Source organism: Sphingomonas sp. P3_C6, from assembly GCF_056402595.1.
In genome coordinates this window covers 107,757-124,036 of the sequence record NZ_JBFUHB010000003.1, presented here as the reverse complement: position 1 = coordinate 124,036, position 16,280 = coordinate 107,757, and the positions used below count along the sequence as shown (strand labels likewise).

Annotated in this window: 17 protein-coding genes and 1 pseudogene; 14 read left to right on the top strand and 4 right to left on the bottom strand. The window is 63.5% G+C overall.

Annotated elements, in window-relative coordinates; translation table 11 throughout:
* Positions 1-492: 492 nt before the first annotated feature.
* Positions 493-1,368 (bottom strand): diacylglycerol/lipid kinase family protein, encoded by an 876-nt coding sequence (locus AC1DT7_RS05515; protein ID WP_478034796.1) that lies wholly within the window; start codon positions 1,366-1,368, stop codon positions 493-495.
* 143 nt (positions 1,369-1,511) lie between these two features.
* On the opposite strand from AC1DT7_RS05515, the gene AC1DT7_RS05510 reads away from it, so the two are divergent.
* Both AC1DT7_RS05510 and AC1DT7_RS05505 read left to right on the top strand, forming a co-directional pair.
* Complete coding sequence (locus AC1DT7_RS05510; protein ID WP_478034794.1) at positions 1,512-3,383, top strand: beta-propeller domain-containing protein; 1,872 nt, start codon at positions 1,512-1,514, stop codon at positions 3,381-3,383.
* A 28-nt stretch (positions 3,384-3,411) separates the two neighbouring features.
* Positions 3,412-3,534, top strand: coding sequence for a hypothetical protein (locus AC1DT7_RS05505; RefSeq protein ID WP_478034792.1), 123 nt, complete (start codon positions 3,412-3,414; stop codon positions 3,532-3,534).
* A 24-nt stretch (positions 3,535-3,558) separates the two neighbouring features.
* Here AC1DT7_RS05505 and AC1DT7_RS05500 read toward each other — a convergent pair whose 3' ends face one another.
* Positions 3,559-3,777, bottom strand: coding sequence for a hypothetical protein (locus tag AC1DT7_RS05500; protein WP_478034790.1), 219 nt, complete (start codon positions 3,775-3,777; stop codon positions 3,559-3,561).
* Positions 3,778-3,856: 79 nt separating this feature from the next.
* A complete protein-coding gene (locus tag AC1DT7_RS05495; RefSeq protein ID WP_478034789.1) occupies positions 3,857-4,075 on the bottom strand; it encodes a hypervirulence associated TUDOR domain-containing protein in 219 nt (72 codons plus the stop codon).
* A gap of 347 nt (positions 4,076-4,422) precedes the next feature.
* On the opposite strand from AC1DT7_RS05495, the gene AC1DT7_RS05490 reads away from it, so the two are divergent.
* Both AC1DT7_RS05490 and AC1DT7_RS05485 read left to right on the top strand, forming a co-directional pair.
* Complete coding sequence (locus AC1DT7_RS05490; RefSeq protein ID WP_478034788.1) at positions 4,423-5,616, top strand: NHL repeat-containing protein; 1,194 nt, start codon at positions 4,423-4,425, stop codon at positions 5,614-5,616.
* 102 nt (positions 5,617-5,718) lie between these two features.
* Positions 5,719-6,603: an alpha/beta fold hydrolase gene (locus tag AC1DT7_RS05485; protein ID WP_478034786.1), complete on the top strand. Its 885-nt coding sequence runs from the start codon at positions 5,719-5,721 to the stop codon at positions 6,601-6,603.
* A 3-nt stretch (positions 6,604-6,606) separates the two neighbouring features.
* On the opposite strand, the gene AC1DT7_RS05480 is transcribed toward AC1DT7_RS05485, so the two are convergent.
* Entirely contained in the window at positions 6,607-7,470 is an 864-nt protein-coding gene (locus AC1DT7_RS05480) for a LysR substrate-binding domain-containing protein (RefSeq protein ID WP_478034785.1), read from the bottom strand.
* A gap of 117 nt (positions 7,471-7,587) precedes the next feature.
* Between AC1DT7_RS05480 and blaOXA the strand changes: the two genes are divergently transcribed.
* The 10 genes and pseudogenes from blaOXA to AC1DT7_RS05430 all read left to right on the top strand — a co-directional run bounded on the left by blaOXA (position 7,588) and on the right by AC1DT7_RS05430 (position 16,224).
* Positions 7,588-8,430, top strand: coding sequence for a class D beta-lactamase (gene blaOXA, locus AC1DT7_RS05475; protein WP_478034784.1), 843 nt, complete (start codon positions 7,588-7,590; stop codon positions 8,428-8,430).
* 78 nt (positions 8,431-8,508) lie between these two features.
* Positions 8,509-10,137, top strand: coding sequence for a hypothetical protein (locus AC1DT7_RS05470; RefSeq protein ID WP_478034782.1), 1,629 nt, complete (start codon positions 8,509-8,511; stop codon positions 10,135-10,137).
* A gap of 99 nt (positions 10,138-10,236) precedes the next feature.
* Entirely contained in the window at positions 10,237-10,758 is a 522-nt protein-coding gene (locus AC1DT7_RS05465; RefSeq protein WP_478034781.1) for a hypothetical protein, read from the top strand.
* A gap of 99 nt (positions 10,759-10,857) precedes the next feature.
* Positions 10,858-10,962 (top strand): annotated as a pseudogene (locus tag AC1DT7_RS05460) (IS5/IS1182 family transposase); the annotation flags it as partial.
* Between the two features lie 25 nt (positions 10,963-10,987).
* Positions 10,988-11,239: a hypothetical protein gene (locus tag AC1DT7_RS05455; RefSeq protein ID WP_478034780.1), complete on the top strand. Its 252-nt coding sequence runs from the start codon at positions 10,988-10,990 to the stop codon at positions 11,237-11,239.
* 77 nt (positions 11,240-11,316) lie between these two features.
* A complete protein-coding gene (locus AC1DT7_RS05450) occupies positions 11,317-11,646 on the top strand; it encodes a hypothetical protein (protein WP_478034778.1) in 330 nt (109 codons plus the stop codon).
* 246 nt (positions 11,647-11,892) lie between these two features.
* Positions 11,893-12,333, top strand: coding sequence for a hypothetical protein (locus AC1DT7_RS05445; protein ID WP_478034777.1), 441 nt, complete (start codon positions 11,893-11,895; stop codon positions 12,331-12,333).
* A 243-nt stretch (positions 12,334-12,576) separates the two neighbouring features.
* Positions 12,577-13,257 (top strand): transposase, encoded by a 681-nt coding sequence (locus AC1DT7_RS05440; RefSeq protein WP_478034776.1) that lies wholly within the window; start codon positions 12,577-12,579, stop codon positions 13,255-13,257.
* Positions 13,258-14,151: 894 nt separating this feature from the next.
* Positions 14,152-14,832: a transposase gene (locus AC1DT7_RS05435; protein ID WP_478034775.1), complete on the top strand. Its 681-nt coding sequence runs from the start codon at positions 14,152-14,154 to the stop codon at positions 14,830-14,832.
* Between the two features lie 270 nt (positions 14,833-15,102).
* Entirely contained in the window at positions 15,103-16,224 is a 1,122-nt protein-coding gene (locus AC1DT7_RS05430; RefSeq protein WP_478034773.1) for an acyltransferase family protein, read from the top strand.
* Positions 16,225-16,280 lie beyond the last annotated feature (56 nt).

Sequence of the window (16,280 nt, the reverse complement as noted above, 5' to 3'; positions counted from 1 at the left end):
AATCTTCGAATGTCTGCAAGTGGGCGACACCCGTCGTTTCGCAGCAATCCTCGTGAATGGCAGCTTCTCTATCGCGGCCGTTCCAAAGCGGTCAGACGGCAACCGGCCAGCCGTTCCCATTCCCAGCCATCGCCTGCTCATTTCCGGAACGTCCGGTGTTCGATTGGGAGCCACCGTTCCGGGCCCAACTCGGAAACGACCGCAATGTCCCCACCTTTGGTCATTTGGCGCAGCACGTAATCGGGTGCCAATCGACAGGCAAAAACCACTAGGCACACACACCCGTGGCCGGGCCGAAGCGCCTTCTGCGCTTTGGCGCCGATGGCAGGAATCCAGTTGGGGTGACCGAGCAAACGGCACCGGTGCCTATGACGAGTGCCAGTTCAGGTGGATGGGATCAGCCAGGATGGCAGCGTCCATGCATCTCCCTTTCAGGCACTCGCCCTATCACGTACCGACCCGCACCGGTGGAAGAGAGCATAGATGTCGTTCCTACGGCACCAGCACCTCGATCACGCCGGCGGCAACCCGCGCGGTCACCGGGGTGCGGGCCAGCAGCTCGCCGTCGATCGAGATCGCCATCGGCGGTTCGGTCGCGATGCGCAGTTCGGTGCCGGAGAAATGGCGCACCGTCTCGTGCCGCGCGTCGAGGCGCAGGATGCTCGCCGCCCAGTTCCTGATGAGGCGGCTCCTCGCGTGACCCGTCACCGCCTGGACGACGATCATGCCGTTATCCACCGTCGCCTGCTCGTTCACTTCGGTGCCGCCATGATAGGACCCGTTGGAGATGCGCACCTCGACCACCGCGAGCCGTTCCGCCGCCGCCCCTTCCCCGACGATCAGGGTGAAGGGGTGGAAGTGCAGGAATTCCCAGGCCGCCCAGCCGAGATAGCCGGCGCGGCCGAGATATTTCTTGAGCGCATGCGGCACCGACTGGGCGATGCGCGGCGCGATGCCGATCGCGGCCCCATTCGCGAAATAATCGCCATCGATCATGCCGAGATCGATGCGCTTGCGCTTGCCGCCCGCAATCACGTCGAGCGCGCCTTCGACATCCATCGGAATGCCGAGCGTGCGGGCAAAGCTGTTCGCGGTGCCGAGCGGCAGGACCCCCAGCGCCACATCCTTGCCGACCATCAGATCGACCAGCCCGCTGATCGTGCCGTCGCCGCCACCGAGAATGAGCAGGTCGGGCTTTTTCGCCAGCGCCCGCTTCACCACCTCTTCGAGCTGCGCCGGATCTTCCACGGCATGGGCATCGACCGGGAATGGCAGCATGTCGCAACGCGCGCAGGCCTGTTCGAAAAGCGCCCTGCCCTTGCGAGACATCGCGTTTACGACCATCGCCGCGCTTCGGATATCGGACATGCGGGATTGGCCTTTCGCGGTCGTCTCCCCGCCGTAACGTTCGTCGGAGGATTTCGGGACCATGCGTGCCGTGCCCGGGCCGCGTCAGCTTTGCGCGGACGGCAAAGCCTGCCAGAATCGCGGACAAGCAGGGAGAGGAAACAATGGGCTTTTTCAAGCGGTGTGTCCTGAGCGCGGGTCTTGCCGGGCTGGCCATGCTGGCATTCGGCAGTGCTGAGGCAGCGCCACGCAAGGCAGGCGCACGGACGCTGAAACCCTTTTCTTCCGACGCGGCGTTGCGCACCTATCTGAAGCGGCAGCGCGAAGCAGCGAAGGCAGCGCAGGCTGCGGATCCGGCGGCCGAGGATATCGTCGTCACCGGCGCCAGGGCGACCAGCATCACCAACACCCAGGAAGCCGGGGTGGACGAGGGCGGCATCGTCAAGCAACGCGGCGACATCCTGATCGTGCTGCGCCGCGGGCGGCTGTTCACCGTGTCGATCGCCGGCGGCAGGATGACCCCGGTCGACCGGATCAACGCCTTTCCGCCCGGCGTCACGGGCAAAGGCGACTGGTATGACGAAATGCTCGTCCATGGCGATCGCGTCGTCGTGATAGGCTATAGTTCCGACCGCGGCGGCACGGAGATCAACCGCTTTCGCCTCGACGATGCAGGACATTTGCGGTTCGAGGATGCCTATCAGCTCAAATCGAACGATTATTATTCATCGTCCAATTATGCGTCGCGGCTGATCGGCGACACGCTGATCTTCTACACGCCGCTCGATCTGCGATGGAAGAGCGATCCGCTGGAAATGCTGCCCGGCATGCGGCGCTGGCGCGGCAAGGCGGATACGCCGTTCAAGCGGATCGCCCGGGCCAACCAGATCTATATCCCGCCATCGGCGCTGACCGGGCGCGGTGCGGAGATCGACGCCCTTCACACGCTGACGCGGTGCTCGCTGGCGACCCCGGAGATGACCTGCAATTCGGTCGGCGTGCTGGGGGCTTCGTCGCGCAGCTTCTACGTTTCCCCCACGGCGATGTATCTGTGGGTCTCGGACGCCTGGTCCGATCAGTCGGAATGGCGCGGCGCGCGCGGGCTGCTGTACCGCCTGCCGCTGGGCAGCGCCGCGCCGGCCGCGATCGGCGTGCGGGGCAGCCCGGTCGATCAATTCTCCTTCCAGGAACGCGCCGGGCGGCTGAACGTCGTGGTGCGGAACGATGGCGGAGGGGACGCGATGTGGCGGCCCACCGTCTCGATGGGCGCCGCGGCGCTGGCGCGCATCCCGATCGGGTCGATCGGCGACGGATCGGCCGAGCTGCCACTGGCGAACTATCGCCCGCTGCCCGGGATCGGCGAGGAATATTGGGGGTTCCACAACCGCTTCATCGGCGATGCGCTGCTCTACGGCATATCCGACTATGACAAAGACGCCGGTAAAGACAGGCAGGGTGTGGTGCATGTGGTGCCGGTGGCGGGCGGGCCGATCACCGACCTGCCGGTGCACCAATCGATCGACCGGATCGACCTGACAGGGCGCGACGGCGTCGTGATCGGCGGGACCAGGGGCGACGGGCTGGGCTTTGCGACGATCGAGCTGCCGGCGGGCGCGCCGCCGCGCCTGGGCGATCGGTTCGTCCTGCCCAGGGCGAGCCAGGCGGAATCGCGCAGCCAGGCGTTCTTCTTCTCGCCCGACCCGCGCACGCCGGACGGGGCCAGCGGCATGATCGGCCTGCCGGTGCAGCGCGATGACGATGATGGCGCGGCTGCCGCGGTCGTCTATCTCGACCGCGCTGACCGCACATTGTCGCGTGCGGGCGAACTGGCCAGCCGCGGCAAAAGCGATGTCGACGACGGCTGCACGGCCTCCTGCGTCGACTGGTACGGCAATATGCGGCCGATCTTCACCGGTGGGCGCGTGTTCGCGCTGATGGGATATGAGCTGGTCGAGGGCGCGGTGCGGAATGGCCGCATCCGCGAAGTCGGCCGCCTCGACTTCGTCGGGCTCAGCGCCGGCGCCCCAGCGCGATAAGGGCTGGCGACGGCACGTCGAGCAGGTCGTGAACGCAGCGCTCGACGACGCCTTGCGTGAGGCGAAGGCGCTGCTGATCGCGGTGAGCCTGGCGGCGCTGGCGAGCGCATTCGACGACAAGTGCCAGGAGCGACTTGGCCCGGCTGGCTGATCGCTACCGCGCGAACCAATATGGTTAATTTATACTCGTGACGGTCCCCTGCCCGCTGCCACTGTCCAGCACCGCGTCGGGCGCGGCGATCAGGTGCGACAGAAGGCGCTGCAGATCGAGGATGCAATGCTCCACATGAGCCCGCAACAGGCGCTTCTCAGCCAAAGCGAGCGTTTCGACGTCGACCGTCAGCGACGCACGCAGCGTTGTGACATTGTCGATGATTTTATCCAACTCGGTCATTCAGTCCCCAATTTGACGCGTGGCGCCAGCTACGGGCGAGCGGGCGATGCGGAGAGGCGCGCAAAATTCTCCCGAACGGTTAATCGGCAACGAGTTCGCTGCCGAGCTTCAACACCGTGTCGCCATCGTCCTGGCGGATGAGGAAGGCGGGATCCTCTGGCGACCCGTTCCGGACGATCCGCGCGCCCTTGATCGTGCGCTGCACATGCCGTTCGAACCGTTTGGCGATACGGCCGCCCCCGGTGCCCTTGCCCCAGGACCAGCGAACCGGGTCTCCCTTGTTCGGGCCATGCCCCATTATCGTTTCCATCGCGGCGTGATGCCGACAGGCGGCCAACGACTGTGGTGGCGATTGGTTCTGCGACGCATGCTCCGGGCGGGCTATCCTGACGCGTGTCTCGGATGAAATGCGGAGCGGCAACGGTGTGCAAGCGGATTGACAGTGCCCCGCGCTGGCGCATCTGCGGCATGAACGGGCGCACGCGCTGATCGTCCGCGAGAGCGAGCGGCTACGGGTCCTGACCTGAGCCGTCCCCACACGGCGGGAGAAAATTCCAGCGCGAAGAGTTATCGTGCGAACCTGTCTCGACGCGTCGCTACGGCTTCTATCCGCGTCCTCAAGGCAGTGAGGGGGCTGATCACACTATGCAGGCACTGAAATGCGACCGTTGCGGGGGCGATCTCGATACTTGGAACGTCGAGGACGAAGGGCTTTACGGGCGCTGCGCCCATTGCAAGACGACCTATCTCATCAATGAAGTCGACCATTCCCATGTCGTGGTCGATGTGCGGCTTCCCGCGGGCGTCGTCATGGGCAGCAACGCGCCCTCCCTGTCCCGGCGCGGCGTGATCGCCGGCGGGGTCGTCGTCGCAGCTGCCGTGGCGGGGATAGCGCTGCCGCAGCTGCTGTCGCCGACATCCCGCAGCGCGCCGGCACGGCGCCGCATCGCGCCCGTGTGGAACATCGGCGGCAAGGGTGCGGGCACTGGGCAGTTCCGCGATTCGATCTCGGACGTGACGATCGACGGCCGGGGGCGCTCCGCGATCACCACCTCCTCTTCCCCCATCGTCCAGCTGTTCGATGGCGACGGCCATTTTCTTGCACGCTGGGTGACCGAAGCGGATCGCGCAACGCTGATCGCGGCGCTTCCCGGCGGCGATCTCATTCTGGATGCATCGAGCGGGTTCGAGCGCCGCGACCCGATGACGGGCCGCGTGCTCGCCAAGATCGACGGGGTGGACCAGAGCATCCGCGGCGGCACCGAAAAGACCGCGACGACGCCGGATGGCGGCTTCGCGATCTATTATTCGCGCGATTCGGCGTTCATGCGCGTTCAGCAGCAGACCGTGGGGGATGACCGTATCGTCCATATCGGCCCGGACGGGGCGGTAACCCGCGTGGTCGGCCCGTTGATGGGCAAGGTGCTGCGCCCCGACCCCGCGATCCGGGAGGCGCCCGAAATCGCCGACATGGCGATCGACGGGACGGGCACGATCTACCTTCTGCTCCACAAGAAGGAAGATTTCGACACGCGCGAAGGCATCTACGTGTTCAGCCCCGAGGGGGTATTTCTCCGCAAGATCGAGATCAGCCAGAAATTCTATGGCATGATCGCGGCCACCGCCGACGGCACGCTGTTCCATGCCGATCCGTGGATGACCCAGCTCACCCGGCTGAAGGGCGCCGAGACAATGACGATCGACATGAGCGACATCCAGGACGACAATGCGGAAGGCCTGGGCATGCCGTTCAAGATTGCAGCGTTCCCCAATGGCGACCTTGGCCTAGCGACGGGATCGGAACGATATCTGCGGCTTCACTGGCCTGACGCGAGCTGATGAGCGGCGGGCGAGCGGCGCTGGGCAGGCTCGACCCAGCGGATCCTCGACCTTCCGGCAATCTCTGCTAGCCTCTGCGCCGCCGCTGCCGAAAGGGCCCCTATGCCAGTGATCGCCGCCAATGGCGTCCAGCTTCATTATGAGGAAACGGGCGACCCGGCCGGGCCGCCGATCCTGTTGATCATGGGCCTCGGCACGCAGATGATCGCCTGGCCCGACGCGTTCGTCGCCGCGCTGGGGCAGGCCGGGTACCGGGTGATCCGGTACGACAATCGCGACATCGGCCTGTCGACGCATCTACACGATGCACCCGTCACCAACCCGCTGCTCGCCTTCGCGGCGCGGCGGATCGGCCTGCCCTTTCGCCATGGTTATGCGTTGAAGGACATGGCGGCCGATGCGGTGGCACTGCTCGATGCGCTGGGGATTCCGGCAGCGCATGTCGTCGGCGCGTCGATGGGCGGAATGATCGCGCAGATCCTCGCCGCATCCTGGCCGGAGCGCGTGCTGAGCCTGACCGCGATCATGTCGTCGAGCGGCGCACCCGGCCTGCCCGGCCCGACGCCGGAGCTTCGCCGCCGCATGATCGCCCGGCGCAATCCGAACCCGAGCCGCGAGGAGGCGATCGCGACGGGCGCCGCGATGCTGGCGCTGATATCCTTCCCCGACGCGGCCCGCGCGCCCGACGCCTTTGCCACCATGGCGGGCCGCGCGTTCGACCGCGCCTATAACCCGCAGGGTGGACGGCGGCATCTGCTGGCGGTGATCGCCGATGGCAGCCGCGCCGCACGGCTGGCGACGATCCGCGCGCGCACGCTCGTCATCCATGGCGCGGCCGATCCGCTGGTGCCGCTCGCCAATGGCGAGGACATCGCACGCCGCGTGCCCGGCGCCCGGCTGGAGGTGATCGAGGAGATGGGGCACGACCTGCCGCCGTCGCAGCTCGACCGGATCGCGGCGCTGATCGTGGAACATGTGCGGCGGTGAGGGTCAGACCTCGGCCAGCAGCCAGTCGCGGAAGGCCAGCATCGCCGGATTTGGCGTGCGCGACTTCAGCCAGGTGAGCCAGTAGCGGCCGGTCGCGACTTGCTGAGCGAAGGGGCGGACCAGGGCGCCGTCCTCGATCTGGCGGGCGAGCATCGCGGACGGGGCGAGCGCGACGCCGGCGCCTTGCATCGCCGCCTCGGCCATCGTCACCGAGCTGTCGAAGACCGGGCCGTGGAGCGGCGGGGCGGTGACGCCGGCGGCGGCGAACCAGCGGGGCCATTCGTCGGCGCGGTAGGAGCGGAGCAGGGTCGCGGCGAGCAGGTCGCGCGGTTCCAACAGGGTGCGGGCGATGGCGGGGGTGCAGAGCGGCGTGAGGGGGATCTCCATCAGCGCGACGCTTTCCGTGCCGTGCCAGGCGCCGTCGCCGAAGCGGATCGCGAAATCCAGGCCCTCGCCGGCGATGTCGACGCGGTTGTTGTTGGTGAACAGGCGCAGGTCGATCAGCGGATGGGCGGCGCGGAACGCCGGCAGGCGCGGCAGCAGCCAGCCGGTCGCGAAGGTGCCGACCGCGGCGACCGACAGCACCTGGACCGCCATGCCACCCGATATGCCCTCGACCAGCTCGGCCATGCGATCGAAGCTGTCGGCGAGCGCGGGGAGCAGCGCCAGCCCCTCGTCGGTGAGCGCGAGCCCGCGCGGCAGGCGGCGGAAGAGCTGCACCCCGAGACGCCCCTCGAGCCCCTTCACCTGGTGGCTGACCGCCGCCTGGGTGACGCACAGTTCGATCGCGGCACGGGTGAAGGACAAATGCCGCGCCGACGCCTCGAACGCGCGCAGGGCATTGAGCGGCAGATAGGGGCGGACCATCGCCTAGCCATAAGATAATCTAGGGTCTGGCGCCAGCTTTGATCCTTTGCGACCCGCCGGGCCAAGGCCGTAGCGTGCCGGGCATCGGGCAGTATCATCATCGAGGAAGAGCGGCACATGACGATCGATCGGCGGACCTTCACCACCAACCTCCTGCTCGGCGCAGGCGCAGGACTGGCCGGATTGCCGCGCGTGTCAGCGGCGGCGACCGTCACCCCGCCGCTGCGTGCGGCCCTGCTGGTCGACCAGGCGACGGGCGCGGTGCTGCACCGGTCGGGCCAGTGCGCGGCGCGGTTGTCGCCCTGCTCGACCTTCAAGATTCCCTTGGCCTTGATGGGCTATGACGCCGGCATCCTGAAGGACTCGCATAACCCGGCCTGGGACTATGACCCGCACCTCCATGAAGCGGTGCGCGAGATCGACAAGGCGCGCACCGACCCGACCCGCTGGGAGAAGGATTCGGTCATCTGGTATTCGCGCGAGATCACGAGGCGGCTGGGGGCGGCGCGGTTCAGGGCCTATGTCGACCGGCTGGGTTACGGCAATCGCGACGTGAGCGGCGATCCGGGCAAGGACAACGGGCTGAGCAATGCCTGGCTGATGTCGTCGCTGACCATCTCGACGGACGAGCAGGTCGCGTTCCTGCGGCGGATGCTGGCGGGCAAGCTGCTGTCGGCACAGGCCTGTACGCGGACCGAGGCGATCCTGCCGGTGTTCGAGGGCAGCGGCGGCTGGCAGGTCCATGGCAAGACGGGGAGCGGCTGGATGCAAGCTGCGTCCGGCGCGCCCGACCGGACGCGGCCGCTCGGCTGGTTCGTCGGCTGGGCCGACAAGGCCGGCCCCAGGGGCAAGCGCCGGGTGACCTTCGCGCAATTCCAGGCGACACCCGGCATGTCCTCGTCCGGCGGCTTCGCGGTGCGGACCGAATTGCTCGCGACGATCGGGCGGCTGGCGGGGTAGGCCGATCGATTCAAGGCCCGCTCGATTCAAATGGGGCGCGGCTGTGCGCAGAAGGGCTTCCGATCCAGGAGGTGCCCGATGATCCCGACCGACCCGCAGGACGATACCGCCGCCGAGATGGCCGACCGCCCCGCCGCATCGATGCAGCCCGACCCGAACCGCCCACCCGAGGCGCCGGCCGAGCCGGAGGACGAGTCGGACGAGGAGTGGATGCGACGGTTCATCGAGGAGAATATACACCTCGCCTCGCCGCGGGTGGTGCGCCCGCCCGCGCCACCACCCCAGCCCTGGGATGGGCCAAGGTCGCAGTGGAAGGTGCCCGATCATCTCAGCATGCCGCACCCGAAGGGCGGCTATATGGCGATGGCCCTGATGTCGCGCACGATGGACGACCTGGACGAGGTGACCGGCGGCACGCGCGCGGCGACCTATGAGGAGGTCGATAAATATTTCGGCCATGCGCTGATCGCCGAAGGGCTGGTGCCGTTCACCTATACCGCCGACGAGGCGATCCGCTGGTGGAAGGCGGGTGGGTATCAGGTGCTGGGTGGCTCGACCAGTGCAGCTCCTCCCCATGACTCTCTTGCGGGTACGGACTTCAGTTCTGACACGACAAATGGCGTTCACGATCTCGCCCTCGCCGAAGCAGATAATGCAGCACGACCGGGCGACATGGAAATCTCGCAAAGCAGGCGGACTGACAGCCAGGCCCCACCACTTTTCGATGAGATGATTGCGCGATATGACCCCAACGAAGCCGACGCGCCGCCGATCAGGCCGGCGGTTGATTTTAGGATAGCGCCCGACGCGAATGGCATCTCGCGTAAGGGACCAATCGCGCAACCGCTTGCGGAAGGAAGCAGCGCGCAAGTGGACTTGTTACCGGTGGCGGATAGATCGCTCATGTCCGCCCCGCTCTATGGCACCAGGCCACAACTTGGATGGAATCCAGTCCGGCAGGGGGATGAGATAGAAATGCCCGGACCTCCTGCGCCTCCACCCCTCAAGAAAGGAGATGGGCAAGCTGCCGGACCATATGCGTCAACGACACCCACTCTCCATGACCGGTATCAGCTTGGTCGGGCTTGGTCGATGGCACAGCATGCAGAAACGCTCGGCTACAAAAGAGCCGCACGCAATCTCGTACATTATCTTGAAAGCTCGGGAACTCCATTGGAGATCGACCTGCGCGATATGATCAACACCATTCCGCAGCTGAAAGTAAAGCAAAAAGAAAATTTCGACGACGTCATCGTCTCCGGAGCTAAACGCTACATAAAGAGGAACTACCGCGGCGAGGAAGGATATTTCTCGGTAACCGGAGGCTGGACTGCCGTTCAATCGGACTGGAACTCAGACTGGTATTATACTGTCGGAGGCTTCGCCATAGCGCACGCCGCGATTGTTCAATATTCTCCCGGCCTCGACGGAACCGTGAATGTCTCTATCAGACCGATCCTGTATATGTTCGACCGGTACAATTGGGACAGCGGGAAGGGTGCGCGTGTGGGGCGTGTCGTTACGGTTACGGACGCACAGATGGGCAGGCTGCAGGAGGTTGGCATGGCTCGCGAATATGAAATGCATGGCGCACTGGAATTACCAGCCTATCGCTTCAGCTTTGATCCGTCCAAATACCAGGAGCCACGCACGCGCCGGCCATCACAGCCTGTCCCACAGCCACCCAGACAGAGAGCCCGAAAGTAAACGCAGCAAAAGCGCCCGTGCTGCGCGTCGCCGAGGCGCCTCTCGTAACGGCAGTTCTTTCCAATCTTGACGAACAGGAACAAAAAGTGATCATTGCGTATGATGGATTCCTCGCACGTGTCGAGCGATAGCGGTCCATCAAAGGCGCTGTTCGATCTGCATCGTGCGAGACTGGGGGAGCATATGTCGACGACGTTCGCAAATATAGCAAATCTCATCCTGATGAGCGGATTGCTGGTTACATCCTGTGGCGACAGGCCAATTGAGCCTGAGCAGGCAGCGACGATCCGGATACTGGGCGGGGATGAGAGATTGCCAGCGTCGGCTACCGGCATCTGGGTCCGCGAAGACGGCTTCCAGGGATCGACGCAACACATCCGATTTGACGGACCTGTCGATGATACGCGTCAATTTGCCGAAAACCTGCTCCATAAAAAACTGCACCAGGGCGAGGATGCTGACGCGTTGAAATGTTGCGAACAGCTTGACTGGTGGATCAAATCCGCGCCGCCTGAAACCTATACAGCGGATTCCGTTATTGACGGCAGGTCCTTCACGGCGGCGATGGTCATCAACGGAAACCGTGCCCGGCTTTGGGTACAGGTCGCGGAAATGACGTAACCCATGCCCCCGCAAGAACATTGCCTGCGAGACAATCGACATGGCGCTCGATTGGAGAAGTGGGTTCGGGGTTGTTGCATGTGTCCCCGAAATACTCTCTGTCGCTTGAAGGACTTCCGCCGTGTCGCCACCCGGTACGACAAACTCGCTGCCAACTTCCTGTCAGGTGTGGCTCTCGCCACCGCACTCGCGTTTTGGTTATGACGGCTTTGGAAAGCGAGATCAGAGTATGACCGAAGACCAGGCCGCGTCAGGCCCATATCTGCCACCTGGAACGCCCGTCCGCTATGATGGACTTGAGCAAGGTGGCCCGGAATATGGGGTCGTTGTCCATTGCTGGCTCGACGACGAGATCAACGCCCACGACTGCTATGTCGCTTTCTTTGGTGATCACGAGCCATCGGGAAAACCTGCAGAAAAACCGTACATCCTACGCTACGCCTCAATCTCGCTGACGGTCAGCCGCCCAACAGCCAATTGAGTCTGGGCCCTAGACAGATCGAGTTTTCGTCGTTTTCCGCAGCAGCCCTTTTATGCCTTTCGTCGCGCCAACTCCCGATGAACATCATTGTCGCGCAACTGCCCGATGGCCGGATCGAGATCGCATCGGACGACGGAACGGAAAAGCCGCCGTGCATCGAACGCGTCAGCATTATCAAACTGGTAGAGGGAAAGGACGAAATCGATTCGTCACATATCTGGACAGTGAGCAGCGATCTGGATCTGGAAGACGATAAATGTAAGAACAAGATCATCTATCCTGAGATCCCGGCTCACTATCATGGCGAGTCTGAAGAAGCACTGCTCCCCGATCATCGATACGTCATCGATATCTACGGTGCCGGCTACGCTGTGGGCACGACGATCACGAGACGCCGGCTTCCGTAGCCGGCGAGGGAGGAGACAAAAGTGAGGAGCCACGTCGGGCGTCCGGCCGGCTCGACGGCGTGGCTCGCCGATATGGAGGCGCGTACGGGCATGACCCTGGCGCCGCGCAAGCGTGGGCCTGCCCCGAAGGGTAAGCCGTGGGGCTGGCGATAGTTTAGGGGTTGTTGCACGTGTCACCGTAATCCGAAACACGGGCAACAGGTAAACCCGCAATTCCATCCTGCGACGTCAGAAAAGGGGATCAGTATGTCGACGATGCTGACAAATTCGACAAAGATAACTCTCTTGTCATTGGCATGTCTGCTATCGTCATGCGGAGATAGACCACTCACGCCACTGGAAGCCGCGAAGATCCAGATCGTTGCAGGTGGCGAGCGATTGCCATTTTCGGCATCCAATGTGTGGTTCCATGAAGATCAATACATGGATACGATACAGGACATAAGATTTGACGGGCCGGTGAAGGCCACAAGGGAGTTTGCCGAAGATCTGCTGCAGAAAAAACTTAGCCAGGATGAGACACCGCGTGTGGCGAATTGCTGCAATGATCTGGACTGGTGGATAAAATCCGCCCCTCGGGATGCCTATGCTGGCGATTCCTATATTGGCGGCAGATCAGTCGAGGCCGTGATGATCGTCAGAGGAAATCGTGCCCGCCTTTGGGTGCACATCTTCGTGATGGCCTGACCCGTCGTCCGGCAGTACCGGAAATCCGACCGGCGAGAGCCGCATCTCCCCTACCGCATCGATTCAACCCGGCCCCGCCCTCCCCTAACCGGGGGCGATGACGAGACGCAATGCCAGCATCCAGGAGCGACTCCTCACCAGGGTCGCCGACGGACGGACCCTGCGGGAGATGTGCCGCGGACGATTACGGTGACACGTGCAAAAACCCCTCTACTATGCGGGGCGGCTTGCTAGCGTAGCGGCATGGCCCGCCTCCCCCGCATCGTTCTTCCGGGCATCCCGCACCATGTGACGCAGCGGGGCAACCGGCGCGAACGGGTGTTTTTCGAGGACGGCGACTATGCGCTGTACCTCGATCTCCTGGCCGAGGCGGCCGGGCAGGCCAGGGTGGCGATCTGGGGCTATTGCCTGATGCCGAACCACGTCCACATCATCGCGACGCCGAGCGATGAGGACGGGCTGCGTCGCACCTTCAGGTACGTTCATCGTCACTATACCGGCTACATCAATGCGCGGATGCGGGTGACGGGGCATTTGTGGCAGGGGCGCTTCAGCTCGGTCGCGATGGACGAGGCGCATCTGGTTTGCGCGCTACACTATGTCGCGCTCAATCCGGTGCGGGCGCGGCTTGTCGAGCGACCCGAGGACTGGCGCTGGTCAAGTACGGCGGCGCATATCGCGGGCGAGAGCGACCGCTTCGTCGATGTGGTGCCGGCGCTCGATCGTGTGGGTGACTTTGCCCGCTTCCTGGGGGAGGAATTCGACGAGGCGCTGAGTTATGCTGCGCTCCGCCGCGCGGAAAGCGTCGGGCGTCCGGTCGGCTCCACGGCGTGGCTCGCCGATATGGAGGCGCGCACGGGCATGACCCTGGCGCCGCGCAAGCGTGGGCCTGCCCCGAAGGGTAAGCCGTGGGGCTGGCGATAGTTTAGGGGTTGTTGCACGTGTCACCGTAATAGAAGCTACCATGCGTCCCGATATGGGTTATGGATATGGCGGGCGAGCATGGGCGCTTGATAACGTTCAAAAATGGCGGGGTGACTTCAAATACCTCATGAAGAACCATGAGAACTTCAACTACGCAATGGGCTTCTAGCATGGTCGTTTTACCGAAAATCGAGGCGCCCGTCCTCGCTGCTTGCGCCGCGCTGACTTTGTGGCTGTGCTCCTGCTCCAGTCCCCATGATACACAGCAGCCTCCTATAAAGGGAGAAATCAAATTCAAGGACCCGATCACCGGCCTTCAACTCGAGATCACAAACCCTCAGGATGAAGCATTGTGCGTTCCCGTTCCATCCTTGAGCGCTCATTCTGGGTCACTAAAGTTCTTTAAATCGGGAGTTCAGCAAATTCCTGGAGAGCAGAGGGATTACGGCTCATCCATGAACGGATATGGCCCATTCTATATCGTAAGTGCGCACTCCAGAACCACTCTGCCCCTGGATGACTCGGCGCTTAAGGTCGACGATGGAGTGTATGATATAGTTCTCGACATGGCGTGGGTAAGATGCCGGTCCATTGCATCGGATCAAAAACATGACATGAACATCTTGTCCAGAGCTACATTCCCAGCGAGGGTGGAATATAAGACGTTCAGATGAACGATCGTGAGGCGCTGATCCATAGTCGATGCGATCGAGAAAGTGGTAAGGCCGAATAATACTGCGGCAAGACGCCTCGATTGGCGGGACTTACGCGGACCGCATCACTTTTTTAACGAATGCTGGATCACGCCGTGATAAGAATCTGATTTTGCCTGGAGGATTTCAGGGACACAATATATAATTGCATCATCCTGCCGCCGGCGCTAGCCATCGCCCGATGGCTCGCCTCGCCCGCATCGTGGTTCCCGGCATCGCGCATCATGTCACGCAGCGGGGCAATCGGCGGCAGCCGGTGTTCTTCGGCGAGGAGGATTATGCGGCCTATCCCGATCTCGTCGCGACATCCTGCGCGGCCCATGGGGTTCGGTGTCTCGCCTGGTGCCTGATGCCGAACCATGTGCATCTGATCCTGGTGCCTGCGGATGCCGATGGGTTGCGCGCGGCGCTCGCCGAAGCGCACCGGCGCTATTCGCGGCGGATCAATATCGCGCATGGCTGGACCGGCTATCTCTGGCAGGGACGGTTCGCCAGCTATCCGATGGACTATGCGCATCTGCTGGCGGCGATCCGCTATGTCGAGTTGAACCCGGTGGCGGCGAAGCTTGTCGCGCGGGCCGAGGCGTGGCGCTGGTCGAGCGCCGCGGCGCATGTCGCGGGCTCGGCCGACGGCCTGACCAACCTTGCCGGCACGAGCGGCCTGCATCGCAACTGGCGCGCGATGTTGCGTCACGGCCTGGAAGCTGGAGAGGCCGATGCGGCTGAAGAAGCGGCGATCGAGGCGCGGATGCGGACCGGCCGGCCGCTCGGCGACGAGGCCTTTGTCGAGGCGATGGAACTGGCGACCGGGCGAACGCTCAAGCCACGGAAGCGGGGGCCAAAAGGGAAAGATTTAGTATAGTGTCCCTAAAATACCCCCGGCTTCCGTAGCCGGCGAGGGAGGAGACAAAAGTGAGGAGCCGCGTCGGGCGTCCGGCCGGCTCGACGGCGTGGCTCGCCGATATGGAGGCGCGCACGGGCATGACCTTGGCGCCGCGCAAGCGTGGGCCTGCCCCGAGTGCGACTCCGTAGGATTGGGTGGCCCAGACGCCAACCCAAGTTAGAATTTCATGACAAGGCCAAGGTGTTCTGCGCTATATGCCCAAGCGGCAATCAGGCCGGAAAGAATCGCATGAGCCTATTTCAAGCGCCCGTCAGGACCGAGACGGGCCATCTTTATGTCGTAGACTTGGCGCGCGGGTTAGCGGCGCTGGCCGTGCTGTTCTGGCACTATCAGCATTTTTACTACCTGCGGCCCGGCGTCCAGCCTCTCTCGCCGGCGCAGTCGATGACCGAGCCATTCTATTCCTGGCTGTGGCCACTCTTCGACTTCGGGCATGCTGCCGTGCAGTTCTTCTGGCTACTGTCGGGCTTCGTGTTCGCAGCGGTCTATGTAACGCAAAGGGCATCTACGCGCAGCTTCGTGGTCAACCGGTTCGCGCGACTATACCCGCTGCATCTCCTTACCCTGATCATCGTGGCCGTCCTTCAGGCGGTGAGCTATAGGGTCTCCGGCCAATTTCAGATCTATGAGTTCAACGACGCCTATCACTTCGTTCAGCAGATCTTTCTGGCTTCCTACTGGGGCGCCCAGAAAGGATATTCCTTCAATGGCCCCATATGGTCAGTGTCGGTAGAGGTCCTTGTCTACGCGCTTTTCTGGGTCACACTGCCCTATCTATTCCGTCGCGGCATCATCGGTCCTGCCGGACTGACTGTGGCGGCCTGGCTGGCGGCATTCCAGGTCGGCGGGCACCTTCATTTGCAGCGTGAATGCGTGTTCTATTTTTTTGCGGGAACCGTTGTCTTCTTGCTGTTCAATCACTGGCGGCACCGGCCGACGCCGCTGCTCACGGCGGCTGCGGTCCTAATGGCAACCTTTGTCGCAGTGGTAGTCAAGAGCCCAACTGTCCCGTCGATGACGGCATATACAATGCCATTGCTGATGATCGCGGCGCTCTTCTTGATCTGTGGGCTGGAAGCTCTTTCGGTCGGCGACCACATACATCGTGCTCGTTGGATCGGCGACTCCACCTATGGGGTATACCTCTGGCACATCCCGATCCAAATCGTGGTGCTCACTTACTTTAGCCAATATCCCGAAGCGCGCAGCGCGGTCCAGCAGCCGTGGTTTCTCCTTGCCTTTTTGGCAGCCGTGATGGTGGTGGCCCGAGTGTCGTTCTTGGTAGTCGAGCAGCCGGCACGGAAGTGGCTCCGTCGTTTTGCAGGGCACCGCGGCCCGCTGGCGACGTGACAGCACGGTCCTCCCTGGCCCCGACTGCGCTCCTTGGTTTGGCAATTTTGGGCGAG

Coding starts and splice junctions, on each gene's coding strand:
- blaOXA (WP_478034784.1), top strand. CDS start 7,588: ATGACGATCGATCGGCGGACCTTCACCACCAACCTCCTGCTCGGCGCA.
- AC1DT7_RS05450 (WP_478034778.1), top strand. CDS start 11,317: ATGAACATCATTGTCGCGCAACTGCCCGATGGCCGGATCGAGATCGCA.
- AC1DT7_RS05435 (WP_478034775.1), top strand. CDS start 14,152: ATGGCTCGCCTCGCCCGCATCGTGGTTCCCGGCATCGCGCATCATGTC.
- AC1DT7_RS05510 (WP_478034794.1), top strand. CDS start 1,512: ATGGGCTTTTTCAAGCGGTGTGTCCTGAGCGCGGGTCTTGCCGGGCTG.
- AC1DT7_RS05455 (WP_478034780.1), top strand. CDS start 10,988: ATGACCGAAGACCAGGCCGCGTCAGGCCCATATCTGCCACCTGGAACG.
- AC1DT7_RS05440 (WP_478034776.1), top strand. CDS start 12,577: ATGGCCCGCCTCCCCCGCATCGTTCTTCCGGGCATCCCGCACCATGTG.
- AC1DT7_RS05470 (WP_478034782.1), top strand. CDS start 8,509: ATGATCCCGACCGACCCGCAGGACGATACCGCCGCCGAGATGGCCGAC.
- AC1DT7_RS05480 (WP_478034785.1), bottom strand. CDS start 7,470: ATGGTCCGCCCCTATCTGCCGCTCAATGCCCTGCGCGCGTTCGAGGCG.
- AC1DT7_RS05500 (WP_478034790.1), bottom strand. CDS start 3,777: ATGACCGAGTTGGATAAAATCATCGACAATGTCACAACGCTGCGTGCG.
- AC1DT7_RS05490 (WP_478034788.1), top strand. CDS start 4,423: ATGCAGGCACTGAAATGCGACCGTTGCGGGGGCGATCTCGATACTTGG.
- AC1DT7_RS05445 (WP_478034777.1), top strand. CDS start 11,893: ATGTCGACGATGCTGACAAATTCGACAAAGATAACTCTCTTGTCATTG.
- AC1DT7_RS05465 (WP_478034781.1), top strand. CDS start 10,237: ATGATGGATTCCTCGCACGTGTCGAGCGATAGCGGTCCATCAAAGGCG.
- AC1DT7_RS05485 (WP_478034786.1), top strand. CDS start 5,719: ATGCCAGTGATCGCCGCCAATGGCGTCCAGCTTCATTATGAGGAAACG.
- AC1DT7_RS05430 (WP_478034773.1), top strand. CDS start 15,103: ATGAGCCTATTTCAAGCGCCCGTCAGGACCGAGACGGGCCATCTTTAT.
- AC1DT7_RS05495 (WP_478034789.1), bottom strand. CDS start 4,075: ATGGGGCATGGCCCGAACAAGGGAGACCCGGTTCGCTGGTCCTGGGGC.
- AC1DT7_RS05515 (WP_478034796.1), bottom strand. CDS start 1,368: ATGTCCGATATCCGAAGCGCGGCGATGGTCGTAAACGCGATGTCTCGC.